The sequence below is a fragment of the Pseudomonadota bacterium genome (assembly GCA_013285445.1).
Taxonomy (GTDB): Bacteria; Pseudomonadota; Gammaproteobacteria; order Xanthomonadales; family Wenzhouxiangellaceae; genus Wenzhouxiangella.
In genome coordinates, this window is record CP053448.1 from 1299521 (window position 1) to 1317172 (window position 17652).

General features: G+C 58.5%; 16 protein-coding genes. 10 read left to right on the plus strand and 6 right to left on the minus strand.

Going from position 1 to position 17652, the window contains the following annotated elements:
- Positions 1-64: 64 nt before the first annotated feature.
- From HND55_05880 to HND55_05910, 7 genes are all read left to right on the plus strand, one after another.
- On the plus strand, positions 65-2047 hold the full coding sequence (locus tag HND55_05880; protein ID QKK02223.1) for a hypothetical protein: 1983 nt from the start codon (positions 65-67) through the stop codon (positions 2045-2047).
- Positions 2048-2263: 216 nt separating this feature from the next.
- Positions 2264-3421, plus strand: a complete 1158-nt coding sequence (locus tag HND55_05885; GenBank protein ID QKK02224.1) for a DegT/DnrJ/EryC1/StrS family aminotransferase — start codon at positions 2264-2266, stop codon at positions 3419-3421.
- 21 nt (positions 3422-3442) lie between these two features.
- Positions 3443-4207: an FkbM family methyltransferase gene (locus tag HND55_05890; protein ID QKK02225.1), complete on the plus strand. Its 765-nt coding sequence runs from the start codon at positions 3443-3445 to the stop codon at positions 4205-4207.
- A gap of 17 nt (positions 4208-4224) precedes the next feature.
- Complete coding sequence (locus HND55_05895) at positions 4225-5175, plus strand: hypothetical protein (GenBank protein QKK02226.1); 951 nt, start codon at positions 4225-4227, stop codon at positions 5173-5175.
- Between the two features lie 73 nt (positions 5176-5248).
- Positions 5249-6436 carry an ATP-grasp domain-containing protein gene (locus HND55_05900; protein ID QKK02227.1) on the plus strand — a complete coding sequence of 396 codons (1188 nt, stop codon included), beginning with the start codon at positions 5249-5251 and terminating at the stop codon, positions 6434-6436.
- Positions 6437-6460: 24 nt separating this feature from the next.
- On the plus strand, positions 6461-7606 hold the full coding sequence (locus HND55_05905) for a Gfo/Idh/MocA family oxidoreductase (GenBank protein QKK02228.1): 1146 nt from the start codon (positions 6461-6463) through the stop codon (positions 7604-7606).
- Positions 7607-7647: 41 nt separating this feature from the next.
- Positions 7648-8709 carry a TDP-N-acetylfucosamine:lipid II N-acetylfucosaminyltransferase gene (locus HND55_05910; GenBank protein ID QKK02229.1) on the plus strand — a complete coding sequence of 354 codons (1062 nt, stop codon included), beginning with the start codon at positions 7648-7650 and terminating at the stop codon, positions 8707-8709.
- Positions 8710-8987: 278 nt separating this feature from the next.
- On the opposite strand, the gene HND55_05915 is transcribed toward HND55_05910, so the two are convergent.
- On the minus strand, positions 8988-9671 hold the full coding sequence (locus HND55_05915; protein QKK02230.1) for a class I SAM-dependent methyltransferase: 684 nt from the start codon (positions 9669-9671) through the stop codon (positions 8988-8990).
- 39 nt (positions 9672-9710) lie between these two features.
- Positions 9711-10580: a glycosyltransferase family 2 protein gene (locus HND55_05920; protein QKK02231.1), complete on the minus strand. Its 870-nt coding sequence runs from the start codon at positions 10578-10580 to the stop codon at positions 9711-9713.
- 255 nt (positions 10581-10835) lie between these two features.
- Here HND55_05920 and HND55_05925 point away from each other — a divergent pair, with 255 nt between their 5' ends.
- Positions 10836-12911, plus strand: coding sequence for an EAL domain-containing protein (locus HND55_05925; GenBank protein QKK02232.1), 2076 nt, complete (start codon positions 10836-10838; stop codon positions 12909-12911).
- A 7-nt stretch (positions 12912-12918) separates the two neighbouring features.
- On the opposite strand, the gene HND55_05930 is transcribed toward HND55_05925, so the two are convergent.
- The gene (locus tag HND55_05930) at positions 12919-13176 is read right to left on the minus strand and encodes a DUF2061 domain-containing protein (protein QKK02233.1); all 258 of its coding nucleotides are present in this window, start codon (positions 13174-13176) and stop codon (positions 12919-12921) included.
- 92 nt (positions 13177-13268) lie between these two features.
- Here HND55_05930 and HND55_05935 point away from each other — a divergent pair, with 92 nt between their 5' ends.
- Positions 13269-13748, plus strand: a complete 480-nt coding sequence (locus HND55_05935; protein QKK02234.1) for a GNAT family N-acetyltransferase — start codon at positions 13269-13271, stop codon at positions 13746-13748.
- A 24-nt stretch (positions 13749-13772) separates the two neighbouring features.
- On the opposite strand, the gene HND55_05940 is transcribed toward HND55_05935, so the two are convergent.
- Together HND55_05940 and HND55_05945 are read right to left on the minus strand one after the other, a co-directional pair.
- On the minus strand, positions 13773-14057 hold the full coding sequence (locus tag HND55_05940; protein QKK02235.1) for a hypothetical protein: 285 nt from the start codon (positions 14055-14057) through the stop codon (positions 13773-13775).
- Positions 14048-14860, minus strand: coding sequence for a hypothetical protein (locus tag HND55_05945; protein QKK02236.1), 813 nt, complete (start codon positions 14858-14860; stop codon positions 14048-14050). Before HND55_05945 ends, HND55_05940 begins: the two co-directional genes overlap by 10 nt.
- A gap of 259 nt (positions 14861-15119) precedes the next feature.
- Between HND55_05945 and HND55_05950 the strand changes: the two genes are divergently transcribed.
- Positions 15120-17069, plus strand: a complete 1950-nt coding sequence (locus HND55_05950; GenBank protein ID QKK02237.1) for an acetoacetate--CoA ligase — start codon at positions 15120-15122, stop codon at positions 17067-17069.
- Here HND55_05950 and HND55_05955 read toward each other — a convergent pair.
- Positions 17039-17623: an alpha/beta fold hydrolase gene (locus HND55_05955; protein QKK02238.1), complete on the minus strand. Its 585-nt coding sequence runs from the start codon at positions 17621-17623 to the stop codon at positions 17039-17041. The two genes, HND55_05950 and HND55_05955, sit on opposite strands and share 31 nt — an antisense overlap.
- Between the last annotated feature and the right edge of the window lie 29 nt (positions 17624-17652).

The following is a 17652-nucleotide window of genomic DNA, read 5'->3' on the forward strand; positions in this document are numbered from 1 at the left end:
CGGGGTTTTTTTTGAGCGGACTTCTGACAAAACGTGCTTTGACGATCGTAAACAGGTGTTCCACTTGAGCAGCCTGCTCCAAACCAGGACTCGGACCAACATCGTCCCCGCACTTGCAGTGCTGCTGGGCCTGGTGATGTGCTATCTGGTCTACCTGCCCGGCCTGCACGGGCCGTTGCTGCTGGACGACCAGGCCAACCTGGCTGAGGTCAATGCTTTCCTGGAAGGTGAAAAGACTGCCCGGGCGGTGATCTTCGACAACCGCTCCGGCCCCCTCGGGCGCCCGGTCGCCATGGCAACGTTTGTGCTTGATGCCAGCCTGTGGGGTGAGAGCGTCTGGTATTTCAAGCACACCAATCTGGTCATTCATCTGGTGACTGGCCTGATGGTCTATCTGCTTGCCAGCCTGCTGCTGCGCACAACACATCAGGACAGCTCGGCAGCCTGGCGAGCTGCCCTCATTGCGATAATCTGGCTGGCGCTGCCAATCCATGCCAGCACCGTACTCTACCTGGTCCAGCGAATGGCCCAGTTGAGTGCCCTGTTCATGGTTGCCGGATTGTGTGCGTATGTCGGCGGTCGAGTGCTGCTCGAGCGTGGTCGGTATTCAGGCCTGCTGCTCATATGGGCCGGAGTGCCTGTTCTGACGGTGTTGGCGGCGCTGTCGAAGGAAAACGGGCTACTGGTGCCCGCGCTGGCTGCGGCGATCGAGTTGTTCTGGTTTCGGCGGGGGAACTGGTTTCAACCCCCCGCTTCCCGCGGTCGGCGATGGATTGACGGGTTCTTCGTGGCCTTCCTGCTGATGCCCGGTTTGCTTGCAGTGATCTGGCTGTTGAGCAATCCGGACCGTCTGACCGGTGGTTACTTGTTACGGGATTTCAGCCTGTGGGAACGCTTGCTCACCCAGCCCCGGGTGCTGTGGGACTACGTATCCAGCATCCTGCTGCCCAACGGGCCGAGGCTCGGGATCTTCCACGATCATTTTCCAGTGTCACATAACCTCTGGTCGCCGCTGACTACACTACCGGCCTTGTTGGCGTGGCTCGGCGTTATCGTTGCTGTCTGGTTGTTGCGACGCAAATCGCCGCTGTTCGCCGGCGGTATGGCATTGTTTCTGGTCGGACATGTGATGGAGTCATCGATTTGGCCACTGGAAATCTACTTCGAGCACCGCAATTACTTGCCGAGTATCGGTCTGCTGCTGGCAGTAGTGGGAATCGTCGAATGCGTTGCGTCCAGGATGTCAGTGCCAACAGCGGGTTTCCGGGTTACCGGTCTGTCTTTGCTGGTTGTGTTGCCCCTCGTCTATCTGGGCACGACCTATGGCCGCGCCTTCGTCTGGTCGGACAGCAGAATGTTCTACTCGTCGCAATACGAGGTCTATCCGGAATCGGTACGGCTGAACTCCTACCTGCTGGGCTTTGCCATGAACGCTGGCGACCTGGATGGCGCGCTTGATCATATCGAACAAATGGACACCAGCAGGCCCGGCGGTGAGAAACGAATGGCACCGACCTTATGGCGTTTTCTGGCCTATTGCGCGGTGGACCAGTCGCCGCCAGACGATTTGTACACGCAATTCGAGTCCAGGGCCAGCGGCAAGATCTTTACCTACGACATGGTCGCCTGGCAGGAGCTTTCCGAGGCGATCGAGGCCGGCGACTGCCCGGGCCTGGATGTGGCCCGGCTGGTGGCCTTGAGCGGGCGCTGGCTCGAGCGTACCTCACTGCCAGACAGCATGCATCAGGTGTGGCGGACTCGTTACTACCGCGCGCGGCTCCTGGCAGCGCTGGCCCGCTATGAGCGGTCGCGAAAGGAAGGTGAAAAGGCCTGGGTCGACTCCGCCTACAATCGCGGTATTGGCGTATTTGTCTTCCAGATCAACGCCACGCTGGAGAACTGGGCGCGATGCGCAGAGGTTCTGCGCCGACTCGAGCGGTCCGAGGGTGCCGGCGACCTGCGGTTCGATCAGGCCGTGGAGACCTTCAGAAATGCCCTGCAGGACAAGAACCTCGAGTCCCCGGTGGGTGTTGATCTGGAGTCCTGAAAGCCCATCCCGTGTTGCTTGTCAGTGCGAATCCAGCATGAGTTTTAACAAGGAACCAGATCCCTGAATCCATCGGCAAAAGCCGCCAAGCGTCGATCTGCGTGAGCGCCTGGACGAGCCATTTCTGGTGTGCTGCCCCGGCCCGGGCATTTGGGTACACTAACACCGTAGGTTCAGACAACCGTTCAATGGCCTGACTGGCTGGAGACGCTCGACTTGCCCGACGACTTTCTGATTTTTGGCAGCCCGCAGATCGGTGAAGAAGAAATTGCCGAAGTCGAGGCGTGCCTCCGTTCCGGATGGCTGGGTACGGGTCCGCGTGTGGCGCGGTTCGAGCGTGATTTCGCGGCCTACAAGGGTGTCAGTCCTCAACAGGCTGCTGCAGTGAATTCCTGCACTGCGGCCCTGCAGGTCAGCATGATCGCGGCCGATCTGGATCCGGGGGCCGAGGTCATCACCACGCCATTGACCTTCTGCGCGACGGTCAATTCCATCATTCACGCCGGTCTAACTCCAGTGCTTGCCGATGTCGATCCCGTTACGCAGTGCATCTCACCGGCAGCCATTGAGGCCGCCATCACACCGCGCACCCAGGCTATCGTTCCGGTTCACTTCGCTGGCAGGCCGTGTGAGATGGATGAAATCATGCGAATTGCGGACAAGCATGGCCTGATTGTGATCGAGGACTGCGCCCATGCTATCGAAACCGAATACAAGGGTAGGAAAGTAGGAACCTTCGGCGACTTTGGCTGCTTCAGTTTCTACGTCACCAAGAACGTGGTCACCGGCGAGGGCGGTATGATCGTTGGCCGTAGTGAGGAACACATTGCAAGGGCCAAGGTGTTGGCCTTGCATGGAATGAGCAAGGATGCCTGGCACCGCTTCGGTGACAAGGGCTATAAGCACTATCAGGTCGTTGAGTGTGGCTTCAAATTCAACATGATGGATCTGCAGGCCGCATTGGGCCTGCATCAACTGGCAAGGGTCGAAGATAATTGGAAACGTCGACAGAGAATCTGGCGGTTCTATGAGAAGCAGCTAAGGTCTACAGACTTGGCCCTCCCGAACGATACTGATGACTCAGATAGACATGGGTACCACTTGTTTACGGTTCTTGTCGATGAGGTATCGGCTGGGATCTCTCGAGACGGCTTTGTTGAAGCAATGAACAAACATGGAGTAGGTACAGGCGTTCACTACAGGTCTATTCCCGAGCATCCTTACTATCAGCAGCACTTCGGCTGGACACCAAAGCGATGGCCAATTGCTATGGATATCGGCCGAAAGACCGTCAGCCTGCCACTGTCTCCGTCATTGGACGAGGGAGAGCTATCTCGAGTCATAACCGCAATCAACAGCACTTTGGCTGGCTAAGGACGATTGGGCCGTGGCCGGATGCAAGGATATACTGAAATCGGTGGCACCGTGCTTGGACGGCTAATCAATCTGTTGCTTCAGCAGTTTGGCTACAGGCTGAGCAAGATAGATCGTGGTGCTCCGAACCACCTTCAAGACTTGCTCAGTGAGCTTGATCTTGGCTTGAAGCCACTGGTTTTGGACGTTGGTGCGAATACAGGGCAGACTATAGACGCAGTTCGGAGCGTTTATCCGGACGCGCGAGTTCATAGCTTTGAGCCGGACCCAGATCTGAGTCTGCTCCTTGACGATAAGTACACTCATGAGGTCGGTATTGATATTCACCCCATAGCTTTGTCCAACAGCATCGGAAAAGCTCGGTTCTACCGGAACGTTCGATCCGATTTAAACTCCCTTTTTCAGCTCAGGGCGTCATCGGTCGGAAGGTTCGGCCGAGCGAAAGATGTCATCAATGTCCAAACATTAACGGGGGATGATTTTCTCGAGACCGCAGGCATTGATGATATCGGTTTGCTAAAGGTAGATGTTCAGGGGGCGGAGTTGCAAGTGTTCGAAGGTTTCTCCTCAGCGATCGATCAGGGCAGGTTTGCCTGGATTGTCGTTGAAGTCTCGTTTGACGGTCCGTATGTCGAAGCTCAAAGCTTCAATCAGCTACAGGCGCTTCTATCGAATCGTTATCAGATGTATACAGCGTTTGGACTGACGTACAATAAGTCTTATGCGCTCAACCAATGTGACCTTGTTTACAAGCGCATCAAGGATACGAATGCTCATTCTGCCTGAATTCAAAGTTATCGCCAGTGTTTGATCTCCACAAGGCATCAGTCAAGAAGACCATCAAACGCAGCCTTTTGATAATAGGTATCGCGTTCATTGGCATTTTGGCTTACACAAGTTGGGATGTTCTCCTTGCCAATATCCAACGTGCCAATACGTTTTTTCTGATCTCAAGTGTCGTACTGGCCATCTCAGGTCTTTTCATCAACGGCGTGTATTTTCAGACGCTTCTACTCAAGCATGGCTGTGAGGCCCATGCTTCGGATGGGGTCAAGGCATTCGTCACTTCGCAAGCAGCAAAGTATATCCCGGGAAAAGTCTGGGGCGTTGCGTATCAAATTGCACACCTCGGCGCGAACAAGCAGTCAATGGCGTCCGTCTCGTTCGCTGTTGTTCAGGCGAACGTCGAGTTTGTGCTGGGTGCCATTGTGTTTACCTTATTCACTGCGCTGGCAGCTGTGGCTTGGATTGTCTCACCCATTTACAGTCTGCTCGTGGTTGGGCTTGGTGCGGTCGTTTTTGCTAGTTTGAGCAGTAGTTTTATGGTGAGGGCGTTCATTCAGGGTATCGTCGTTCGGCTTTTCGGGCTCTCGGGGCAGGCCGCCGCTCGAAATCGCTCGACGTGGAAAGTGTCCGTAATGCTGTTCATGGGTCAATCTGCGCTGTATTTCTTTAGCCTCGTCTTTGCCATCCACAGTGTTTTCGAGCTGAGCGTTAATGATATGCTAGTCGTTATCGCGATTCATTCGTTTTCCGTTGTTGCCAGCAGTCTGGTCTTTCTTGTCCCCGCAGGGGTCGGTGTAAGAGAGATTCTCTTTTTTGCGCTCTCCAAGCTATTACCCTTAGAATTGACGCTTGAGGAACTAGCGGCGCTCGTTGTCTTGTTAAGAGCGCTCCAAATTGTGATTGAAGCGACTGCGATCGGGCTTGCTCAATTCATCAGCCCAAGCAGACAGCGTACCAGACAGCGCTAAATTCATGTGAGTTCAGAAACGTTTTGTTCGGCACTTGCGTAAGTATCCTGAACAATATAGCCGGGAAAAAAAGATGCGAAAACCCACGCCGGATGTTCTTCTCTGCGAAGCAGGTTTCAGCAGCGTTCCTCTCTTCTACGCAATGAGGGCCGTCGGGCATCAGGTCATGGTGATTGGAAATCTGGCCGACGATCCGCTTCATGGCATTGCAGACAGGTCCGAGTTGATCGACTACTCTGATCATGATGCAGTCGATGAGGCTATCGTTGGGCGCGACATCCGATTTCTGGTTCCTGGATGCAATGACGTGTCCTATTGGTGTGCGGTGTTGATCGCCGAGGATCGCGGTTTTCCTGGGTTTGATCCCAAAGAGGTGGTTTCTAAATTCATCTTCAAGGATGCCTTTCGAGAGCATGCCAGGAAGAAGGGGTATCGCGTTCCAAGCGCCGCTCTCTCCATGGAATCTGCACAATCGCTGAACCCGCCCATACTGGTGAAGCCGGCTGATGTTTCTGGAGGGAAGGGAATGACTTTGGTTGAAGATCTCGGTGCAATGGAGCGGGCATGGGATTATGCAGAAATGACTTCTCCTACGGGAAGGGCTCTTGCTGAAGAGTTCATTGAAGGCCAGCTGTATAGCCACTCCGCGTTTCTCAATAACAAGGAAATTGTCTTGGATTTCTTTGTAACGGAGTACTGCACCGTCTATCCGTTTCAGGTCAATAGCTCACATTTGAGCCATGACCTTGACTCCGTTGTTTCCGAGGGCCTTCGTGACTGGACTCACTCATTTGCAGAGGACCTCGATCTTTGTGACGGCCTTTTGCATACGCAGTTTATTGTCGACAAGAACCATGAGTATTGGCTGATCGAGGTGACCCGTCGATGCCCTGGCGACCTCTATGCTGAGCTGATCAGAAAATCGACTGGAATTGATTACGCTTCTCTCTACTGTATGCCGCTCTGTGGTCGACCACTGGAAGTACCAGAGAAGGCCGCGAAGCGAGTTAAGTACATCTCACGGCACACCGCCAGCGTCTCGCGCGCCGGGATTTTTCTCAGTTCTCAAGCCAATCTCGAGAACGCGAGCGTCTCGGTGGTGCCTCTGAAAATGATGGGGCAGAAGCTGGCGCCTTCGCCCTTCGATAAGACTGGGATATTCTTTATCGAGAATGCCGACGCGGAAACCATGGTGAAAAGAACCCCTTCGTTGCATGAAGAAGTCATCGTGGAGATGGCGGATGACTGGAAGGATGCTTAATCAGCACAGAAAAGGTATTGAAAGATGATGTCTACATTGGATGTCGGGATAGTTGGTGGTTCGCTTGACTCTGCCGTGGGCAGGGCTCACAGAACTGCATTGATCATGGATGGTCGATTTAGGATCAGCGCCGCCTGCTTCAGTCAGGACTTTGAGATCACACAAGCGACGGCCGGTCAATGGCACCTACCTAAATGCAGGCTTTACCAGGACTGGCAGACCATGCTTGACGATGAGCATGACAGGATTGATGCGCTCGTGGTCCTGACGCCGCCTTCCATGCACATGCCGATTATACTTAAGGCGTTCACGCTGGGAATTCGAGTTATATCCGAGAAACCTCTGTGCCTGTCTTCGGCTGAAGCTGCAGAAATCAAAGCTTCACAGGTCAGCAACAATGGTTATCTGGCTGTCATCTATAACTATACCGGTTACCCAATGGTAAGGGAGCTTCGAGCGCAGATTGCCGCTGGGAGACTTGGAAAGTTGGTCCATGTTCGCGCAGAAATGCCACAAGAAGGTTTCATTCGGGCGAAACCCGACAGCGGAGAGGTTCCCGTGCCACAAGACTGGCGACTGCAAGACAATGAAATTCCAACCGTGTCCTTGGATCTCGGTGTGCATTTACTGCAGATGATTACGTTCCTGACTGGAGCCCGGCCAAAAAGAGTGGTGGGCACTCAGCACTCCTACGGTGCATTTGCGCCGCTGATTGATAGTGTTGATGCGCTCGTGGATTACGGGGACGACCTGTCCTGCAACGTCTGGTTCGGGAAAGCAGCCCTCGGCTACCGAAATGGACTTAAGATCCGGGTTTTCGGAACAGAAGGCGCAGCTGAATGGAGTCAGATGAATCCAGAGTTGATCAGAATGACTGACAAGTTCGGAGAATCTGTCTCGATTGATCGATCCGGGGAAGTTCTTGTTGCTATGGAGGACCGTTACCAGCGTTTCAAGGCGGGGCACCCTGCGGGCTTCATCGAGGCCCTGGCAAATTACTATGAAGATATTTATTCATCAATTCAGCACGTCAAGGAAGGTACCGATGCTCAGAATGAGTACACAGCGGGTGTCGATATATCGTTCGAGGGGCTGAAGGTCCTGGAGGCAATTAGTAGATCAAAAGGAAGTCCAGTTATGCTCGAAGAACTGGAACCCCCGAGCGAGTAAGAGGGTGATCGTGTTCAGGCGCTCAATCTCGGTCTACCAGTATGAATACTCTGCATATCTTCAATGATCCGAAGTTCTCCGAGGATTACTTCGAGTTCCTTATTGAGCAGGGTTTTGATCTGAGCTCTCATTGCTTGTTTCATTATAGAACTAGAGCAAGGGATAGTCAGAGGTTCCCGTTGAAGAGTTCTCACTCTCCGTCTTTTTTCTCGCTGCTTCCGAACCTTCGCCTGCTTCCGTTGTTGTTTAAAGCCGACAAGATTATCATTCATTGCTTGGCAGCACCAGCGCTGGTTTTCTACCTGTTTCTTTTTCCGTCTCTATGTCGGAAGTGCTACTGGGTTATCTGGGGTAAGGATCTCTATCTTTTTCACTTTGAGAAGAACAAGCGTCTCTACCACTATTTGTTTGAGTTTTTTCGGAAGCGGGTTATATTCCGCATTCCTTATGTTGTATCAAACAATGAGGGAGACCTTGCGTATGCCAGTCAGTGGTACGGACTCGATGCGCATGCTTTTCCGTCGTTTTCCTATCCAAGTAATCTTTTCAAGGAGCCAAGATACCTGCCGCGCCTACGAACAGATAAGACCTTACTGCTGATTGGCAATTCGGCAGATCCAAGCAATCACCACGCCAGAATTTTCGAGATACTGAAAGCGTTTTCAGAAAAAAACGTGGAGCTTGTGGTTCCACTCGCGTACGGTAACCAGACGTATTCGAAGCAAGTAATTAAGCTGGGAGAAAAGATTTTTGGACGAAAATTCCGCCCGCTCCTGGACCTGATACCGATGGATGAGTACCTTGCCCTTCTGGAAAGAGTTGATATAGGCGTTTTTGCACACGAACGTCAGCAGGCCGTGGGGACAATCAATACCCTGGTTGGCTTCGGAAAAAAGGTATACCTGAGCCCCGTGTCCAGCGTGCGGGACCAAATGAATGCTCTGGATATCGTTACCTATGATCTCTCGGCATTCGATCTAGAGCCTATCGATCCAGAGATCGCTCGGCACAACAGAAATACTGCGAAAGACTACTTTTCAAGAAGCAGTCTCGCATCGCAGTGGCGCGAAATATTCAAACACGATCCAAGGCAAATGTCTTGATTTCGGCCTCTGTTGAATTTTGAGTGGGTATCATCGCTCCGTACCCCTGGTTGGAGCCGGAATGATGAGTGCCCAGATCTTCGAAGCCGTTCTTGGTCTGATGCCGCCGTGGTTTATTGCTGACCTGGAATTCGACGAGGCAGCTTACGTGACGACTCGCACCGGCACCTGCCCGGCTAATTCCTCGGCCAGATCAGATGCGAAGGAGCCGGCGGTTTCACTCCCGGCGGCCCGGATCGGGAACGAGGTGGTGATCAGCACCAGGGCGCCCGGCGTCTTCACGGTTTGGAGGCTATCGCATTGTGTCCGGCTGTCATTGCTGTCCAGCCGGGGAACAGTTTGCTCAATACCCACGTGCACAGATTGATGAGCGGTATGCTCAACACAACAAGCGGAATCAGAATGACGGCCGGCCGACGGCGGCGCAGCGCTTCCAGTGCCATTCCACTGAGTGCAAGATTCGCCATCAGCCCGGCGGTTGCTGCCGAGCTGAGATTTGGTTCTACGTCCGACACGTCGAGCTTTGCGGCCTGGAGTTCACGCATCAGGCCATGTCGCGTGTAGCGCTGGTAATCATGCGGTTCGTCGTGCATGGGGTAGAGAAACGGCATGCTCATGACCAGCATTCCGCCCGGTTTCAGGACGCGTGTGATCTCCGACAGGGTTCGCTGGGGATTGGCGACGTGCTCGAGCACCTCGAAGAACAGGACGGTGTCGATGCTGTTGTCGGCAAACGGTAGACAGGCTGCATCTGCGAAAACATCGGGGCGAGAGTCATACAGATCGCTACCGGTTGCCGGGTAGTCCAGCGCAAGGTATTGACAGCCCTCGGGCAGGATTCGCTCAGGCCAGCGATTCGCGCAGCCCACATCCAGCACTCGCCCCCGGGCATGCGTCAGCAGTTGTTCCCTGTTCGGGCCGGATCGCAGCAGCCATTGCGGGTGAAAGGGCGTTGCTGCCAATAGTGAAGCCCATCTTCTCAGCCTTGGGGAAAGCATTGATCAGCGACCGCTGTCCTTGTAGTTCAGCGCCGTGATCTGCTCGGAGATCAGGCCGATCAGAAAGATGATGACGGCGGCGCTGAGCAGCAGCAGGGTCATGTTGGTAAACCGGCCCTGCGAGACGAAGGTGTAGGCGTAGTAGCCGATGCCGGTGAGAAAGAACATGGTGCTTGCCGGCAGGAAGAGCTTCAGCGGCGCATAGAGCGTTGCAATCTTGAAGATGATCATCAAGAAGCGAATGCCGTCCCGAACAGGGCGGATGTGGCTTTTTCCGCTCCGCTTTGCCGCCTGGATATCGATGAACTCCACCGGGTAGCCGGAACGCATGAACGCCATGGTGATGGTGGTCGGATAGGAAAAGCCGTTCGGCAGCAGGTAGAGGAATTTGCAGAACTTGTCGGCGCGGGCAGCGCGGAATCCGGATGTCAGGTCCGGAATCGGGTGGCCGGTGACGATCGAGGCGACCAGGTTGTAGATGCCGTTCGCGATCAATCGTCCGGTGTTGGCGTGCGAGCGGGCGCTGGCGCGGGCGCCGACGACCATGTCGAAACCCGCCTCGAGCCGTTCGAGCAGGCGCGGGATATCGGCCGGGTCGTGCTGGCCGTCGCCGTCAAGAAAGACCAGGATGTCTCCGCCAGCCTCGCGTGCGCCACGCTTGACGGCCGCGCCATTGCCCAGCGCGCGCGGGTGGCTGATGACGGTCGCACCGGCGTCGCTCGCCAGGCGGGCCGTTTGGTCGCTGGAGCCATCGTCGACGACCAGGATCTCGGCGTCGGGCACTTGCTGGCGCACCCGGCTGACCACCTCGCCGATACTTGCGCCTTCGTCCCTGGCCGGGATGATCACCGAAACGCTGCTACTGGACTCCATCGAACCCCGTTCCATACTCTGCGCCCGCCGATGATATCCCTTCCGGCCGAGCTGCGGCACGTCTGGTCGAGTCGAGAGTATGACAGAAAGCGCGCAGTGGAGTCAGTAAGGTGATAGCGCTTCTGGTCTCGATTCGATCCTCGGACTGCGCATCGAACCGGGCAGTCGGGGTGAGGGCGGTCCGGCGGCAGAAATACCGTTCCATCCCGTTGCGTGGTAGGCTTTCCGGAAAGCCTGAGGAGGGAAGATCAGGCCATGTTGCCAGAGGCGCCTCGTACCGACCGGCTGGACCAGACGCTGTCGCAAGTGACGCCAGCGGATCTGGCCCTGATGCTGCTCGATGTGATTCCGGGCATTTTTTACCTGGTCGATGAGCAGGCACGGCTGCGGTTGTGGAATGCTCGCCTGGAGGAGGTCACGGGGCTGTCGAGCGACGCGATCGCCAGCATGAACGCGCTGGCGTTTTTCGATGAATCCGAACACGCGGAGGTGATGGCAGGGCTGCGCCAGTGCCTGGAGGCCGGCCATGCCGTCATCGAGGCCCGACTGAAGACCTCCGATGCGCAGCATCGGCCGCACCATTTCCACGGCCGTCGGGTCAGCCTGAATGGACAGGCGCTGGTCGCCGGTGTGGCGCTGGATGTCTCGCGCCTCAAGGCGGTCGAGGCCGATCATGCCCTCCAGCGCGAGCAGCTGCAGCACCTGGCCCGCCACGTCCCCGGCGTGGTCTATCAGCTCAAGCGCTGTGCCAACGGCGGCGGGCTGAGCATTCCCTATGCCAGCGAGAAGTTTCACGAGGTATTCGGGGTCGAACACGCCTCGGTGACCGAGAATGTCGATGCTCTGTTCGAACGGATCCACGTTGATGACCAGGATCGACTCAATCGGGCCATCGACGCCAGCGCAGAGGGCCTGACGCCGCTCTACGAGCAGTTCCGCATGCACCCCGCCGGCGGGCGGTGTGGCGAGGGCATCGAATGGGTGGAAATCGACTCTGCGCCGGAGCGGCTTACGGACGGCAGCGTTCTCTGGCACGGATTTGCGCGCCTGGTCTCGCATCGCCGGCGGCTCGAGCAGAAGCTGACCCGGCTGGCTTATCTGGATGACCTGACCGGTTTGCCCAATCGGGCTCATCTGCAGTCGTCGCTCAAGGATGAAATCGAGCGGGCCTGGCAGGATCGTCACGGGCTGGCGGTGCTGTATCTCGATCTCGACAACTTCAACGACATCAACGATGCCTGGAGCCACGCAGCCGGCGACCGCCTGCTGCGGCGCGTGGCCACGCGTCTGGTCGAGCACGCCGGCGGCGATGCGCTGGTCGGTCGCGTCGGCGGCGATGAGTTTCTGGTGGTGCTGCGGGCGGTCAATGCAGGGGCCCGGGCCGAGACCCTGGCCGGCGAAATCCGGGAAGTGATGGCGGCGCCGATGCGGCTGGAGGATCGGCAGGTTCGCATGACGATTTCGACCGGCATCTCGGTATGTCCCGACGATGCGCAGACGGCCGAGGATCTGATTCGCCATGCCGATGCAGCCGTCTACAAGGCCAAGTCCTTAGGCCCCGGGCACTGGGCGCGCTACACGCCGGAGCTCACCGAGGCGGCACGCGCGCGCCGCTATCTGGAAACCGAGTTGCGCACGGCCATCGAGCGCGAGCAGATCCAGCTGGCCCTGCAGCCGATCCGGACGCTGGCCGACGGCCGCCTGGTGGCGCTTGAAGCTCTGGCGCGCTGGCACCACTGGGAAGATGGCTGGCTGAGCCCGGATCGCTTTGTCGCCATGGCCGAAAAGCGCGGCATGATTGCCGCGCTTGGCGAACTGGTTTACCGTCGTGCCATGACCCGGGTGGCAACCCTGGACGGCCCCAATCTGGCCATCAACGTAGCGCCCGCACAGCTACAGGACCCGTCGTTCGGCATGCGTCTGATCAGCCTGGCCGAAGCCTGCGGACTGGATCCGGCCCGGCTGGAAGTCGAACTGACCGAGCGCGCCTTTGTGCAGCATGCCGCCGAGCCATTGCGGCAGATTCACCAGTTGCGCGAGGCGGGTGTGAGCGTGACCATCGACGATTTCGGCACCGGCTTTTCCTCGCTGGGCTATCTGCGGCGTTTGCCGGTCCAGCGCCTCAAGATCGACCGCTCCTTCGTGCGCCATGTCGAGGATGATCCGGCCAGCGCGGCCATCGTTCGCGCCGTCAGCACCCTGGCGCGCGATCTCGGCATGCAGGTGACCGCCGAAGGCGTGGAGACGGCTGCCGAAGCCGAATTCGTGCGTGAGGTCGGCTGCGACTGTGCCCAGGGCTGGTTCTTCGGCCGCCCGGAGCTGGTCGAGTAGCGAGCCGTCAGGCGTCCGGGTTCATCGGGTGGGTGGTCCAGTAGGGGCAGTTGACGGGCGTGTGTTCCGGCGGCGCGCCGGCCGGGCGTCCGGACCGGAACCGCTCCCAGACCTGTTCGTGGAAAAAGTAGGCGACGGTGTTGCAGGCCGGTTCGACCAGCGCCACCGCGCCGCCAATGGCCAGGCTGCCGGTCATCAAATAGACCACCGCAAAGGCAACGCTCATGTGCATAATGGCGAACGTCAGGGTTTTTCGGGTGGTCATGTCGTCATCCTGAATCCAGAGTTGCTTAAATAATAATGGTTCTCACTTGCGTTTGCAATTGATTGTATTGAATCCAGCGATAGGTTCTGCCTATGAATTCCGCGCTTGAACTGCGTGCGGCCCGCCCGGACGATGCCGAACGGATTGTTGTGCTGATCCGCGAGCTGGCCGCCTACGAGCGCCTGGCCGGCCAGGTTGAGGCGACGCCCGAGCGCATTGCCGGGTCGCTGTTCGGCCCGTCGCCGGCAGCCGAAGCCGTGATGGCCGAGTGGGATGGTCAGGCGGCGGGGTTTGCGCTGTTTTTCCGGAACTTCTCGACGTTTGTCGGGCGGCCGGGGCTTTATCTGGAGGATCTCTACGTGCGCGAGGCCTATCGCGGCCGTGGTATCGGCAAGGCGCTGCTGCTGCACCTGGCGGCGATCGCGCGCCAGCGCAACTACGGCCGCATGGAGTGGAGCGTGCTGGACTGGAACGAGTCAGCGATCAGGTTTTACCGGGCCCTGGGCGCGGTGCCGATGGATGAGTGGACTGTATTCCGGCTTGACAGGGACGCGCTGGAGCGCCTGGCGTAACAATACTTGGTTGTGCTGCCGGCGTCAGGCATCTTCCAGGCGATCAGCGAACAGCTGGTCGAAAAGCTCCTTGTTGTAAAAGCCGGCCAGGCAACCGCTGAACAGCCGATTGGACTCCGAGCGCGGCAGATCATTGCTGGCCGCATACGGCAGACTTGCATGAAGACGGTATTGCGTTGACTGGGCAGTGACCACTCCGCCGGCCAACTGGCCGCAGGCCAGCTGGTAGCCCGTGCCCAGCGGCTGCGGTGTTGCTGTGCCGGCCAGCAAGGTGGCAGCGACGGTGAGCGCGGTCGTGATCACAGGCACTGACCGCCAGTGCAGGTGCCGCCGGGGCATGGTGTGCCGTCGGCAACCGGAGTGCCGACGCAGTTGCCGTTGCCGTCGCAAGTGTCGCTAACCGTACAGGCGTTGCTGTCGTCACAAGTTGCGCCGCCCAGGCCCGAGCCGTCCAGTCCGCAGGATCCGCTCTGGCAGATGGGTGCTGCGCACTGGGTTGCGCCGCAGACGCTGCCGCAACCACCACAGTTGTAGATATCGCTACTCGGATCAACGCAAATACCGCTACACAGGATCCACCCCGGACTGCAGCCGGCACACGCACCCTGCACGCAGACCATTCCCGGTCCGCAGGCCGTGCCACAGCTGCCGCAGTGGTTGGGGTCAGTTTGCAGGTCGGCACAGATACCGCCGCCGCAGTTGGTCTCACCGACGTTGCAGGCCAGAGCACCTGAAGCACGCGCGAAGGGGACGCTGCCGACGCGCATGCGCGGCGTCATCTCCGGGTCGCCATCCACGGCGATACCCAGGTAGAGCGGTGCCTCGAAAAGCTGATCAGCCAGGAGTGTCTGGTCGCCGAGTTCAACCTGAAAAAAGCCGGCAGTCACGGCAACGGAAGCGTGCTGTTCCTGCCAGACGGGCGTGCCGCCGGTGTCTTGCGTGTAGAGCGAAAAATGCAAATTGACGGTACCCGATATCGGGTCGCCGCTGCCGTCGGTCAGAAAGCCCTGATAGGGCATGGTGGTCGGTACCGTGGCCGATGCCAGCCCAGCGGTGAACAGCGCCAGAAATGTGGCCAGAATGAACGATTGGTGTCGGCAAAGCGACGGCATGGCAGGACTCCCCGGAATGAATGCAACGAGCCTTGGTGCACCTTCTCTTGCACAGGCGGCTCACTCAAAAGGTGCAATTAGTATACTCCGTTTACATTCGGATGAATAATCGATGACAGAGACGGGCTGACCGGGCTCGCCTGTTCCGGTTTGCCGGCCTGCGAAAGGGCTTGAGTCGTCATCCCGAAAGTACAGGTGACTTTGGGAGGGTGAATTCTGTACCCTTGATTTCTGATTTCGAGCCCCAGGCGAATTGATCATGACTGAGCCTCTGTGGCAGCCCTCGGCCGAGCGCCGTGCGCGTGCCAATCTGTCCCGATTCATTCAGCTGATCAGCACCGAACTGGACCCGACGGTGCGCGGCTGGTCCTCGCTGTACCGCTGGTCGATCACGCACCCCGAGGACTTCTGGATTGCTGTGTGGGAGTTTGGCGGTGTCGTTGCCAGCGCGCGCGGGAAGCGGGTGACCGAGAACTGGCCGGCCATGCCGGGCACGCGCTGGTTTCCGGACGCACGACTGAATTTCGCCGAGAATCTGCTCAGGCACCGCGACGACCGCCAGGCGATCATCTTTGCCGGGGAGGATGGCTCGCGCCGCGAGCTGACCTTTGCCGAACTCCACCGCGAGGTGGCCCGGGTGGCACAGGCCCTGCGCCGGATGGGCGTGGTCGAAGGCGACCGCGTGGCCGGCTATCTGCCCAACTTGCCCGAGACGGTGATTGCCATGCTGGCGGCGACATCGATCGGCGCGGTCTGGTCTTCATGCTCGCCGGATTTCGGTGTCCAGGGGGTGCTCGATCGTTTTGGGCAGATCGAACCGAAGGTGCTGTTCGTGGCCGCAGCCTATCGCTACAACGGCAAGACCTTCGACTGTCTGGGTCGGGTGGGTAAACTGCTTGCCCGGATGCCCTCGATCGAGCGTGTCGTGGTCACGCCGTACGTGGCCGAAACGCCGGACCTCTCCGGGCTGGACAACGCGGTGCTTTGGGACGAGTTTGCCGATCATGCGGCCGAGACAGTCGATTTCGCGCAGCTGCCGTTTGATCACCCGGTCTACATTCTGTATTCCTCCGGCACGACCGGCGTGCCCAAATGCATCGTCCACGGCGCCGGCGGTACGCTCCTGCAGCACCTCAAGGAGCTACAGCTCCACACCGATCTCAGACGCGATGACCGCCTGTTCTACTTCACCACCTGCGGCTGGATGATGTGGAACTGGCTCGTTTCGGGACTGGCGGTGGGCTCGACCATCGTGCTCTACGACGGCTCGCCGTTTCACCCCGGCGGCAACGTGCTGTGGGACCTGGCCGACGAGGTCGGAATTTCGGTCTTCGGTACCTCGGCGAAATGGATCGCGGCCTGCGACAAGGCCGGCATCAAGCCTCGTAAGTCGCATCAACTGATCGGCCTCAAGACGGTCCTGTCGACCGGATCGCCGCTGCTGCCGGAGTCTTTCGACTATGTCTATCGCGACGTCGCCGCGGACGTGCAACTCAGTTCGATTTCCGGCGGCACCGATATCGTGTCCTGCTTCGCCCTGGGCAATCCGCTGCTGCCGGTCTATCCGGGCGAGTTGCAGTGTCGCGGACTGGGCATGAAAGTCGAGATCCGGGCCGATGACGGCCGGGTGGTGGAGGATGAAACCGGCGAACTGACCTGCTCGCAGCCGTTTCCGTCGATGCCGGTCAGGTTCTGGAACGACCCGGATGGCTCGAAGTATCAAAAAGCCTATTTCGACAAGCACCCGGGGGTCTGGGCGCACGGCGACTATGCGCGCCTGACGCCGCGCGGCGGGCTGGTGATCTATGGCCGCTCGGATGCCACGCTCAACCCCGGCGGGGTGCGCATCGGCACCGCCGAGATTTACCGCCAGGTCGAAAAGCTCGACGAGATTCTCGAGTCAATCTGCGTCGGCCAGAGCTGGGAGGACGACATGCGCGTGGTGCTGTTCGTGCGCCTGCGAGACGGCGTCGAGCTCGACGACGGGTTGCGTGATCGCATCCGAAAGACCATTCGCGAGAACACCACGCCGCGGCACGTGCCGGCGAAGATCATTGACGTGCCCGACATTCCGCGCACGGTATCCGGCAAGATTACCGAGCTGGCCGTACGTGACGTCATCCACGGGCGTGAGGTCAAGAACACCTCGGCCCTGGCCAACCCCGAGGCGCTCGATCATTATCGCGGGCTTGAGGAACTGCAGTCCTGAGTCAACCGGCCGGCAGCGGAGGTAACTTCGGTCTGGTCGGCCGGCGCGAGGAACGCCCGGAACGTCGATTGCAGCAGGGGCAGGGCGCTTTCTAAGCGATGGTCGCTGTCGACCAGGTGCAGCGTTGCGCGGCTGCCCTCGGCGAAGCGCAGGCTGTTGCGCCAGGGAATGATGTCGTCGCCCCAGCCGTGGATCACGGTAACGCGCGCGCATTGCGGGTGGTACTGCTCCGGCACGACGCCACCGGCCACGCGGTCTTCAAGAAACAGTGCCGGGGCCATCAAAAACAGTCCGGCCACCGGCTGGCGTTCGGCTGCCGCGGTTGAAACCCAGCCGCCCAGCGACGAGCCCACCAGCACCGGCGGCAGGGCTTGCTGCCCGATGCAGTCGAGCAGGCGCTCGAGCCGCCCGACCGGGTCATCGCGCAGGTCGCGGTAGTCGATGGCCAGGATGTCGTAGCCGCACTGGCCGGCGATCGGCGCCAGCGCACTGATCTTGCGGCTGTCCGGGCCGGAGAGGTGGCCGTGGCTGAAGATGACGGTAGCCGCTGACATGAGCACTATTCTATCGGCACTGAATGTCA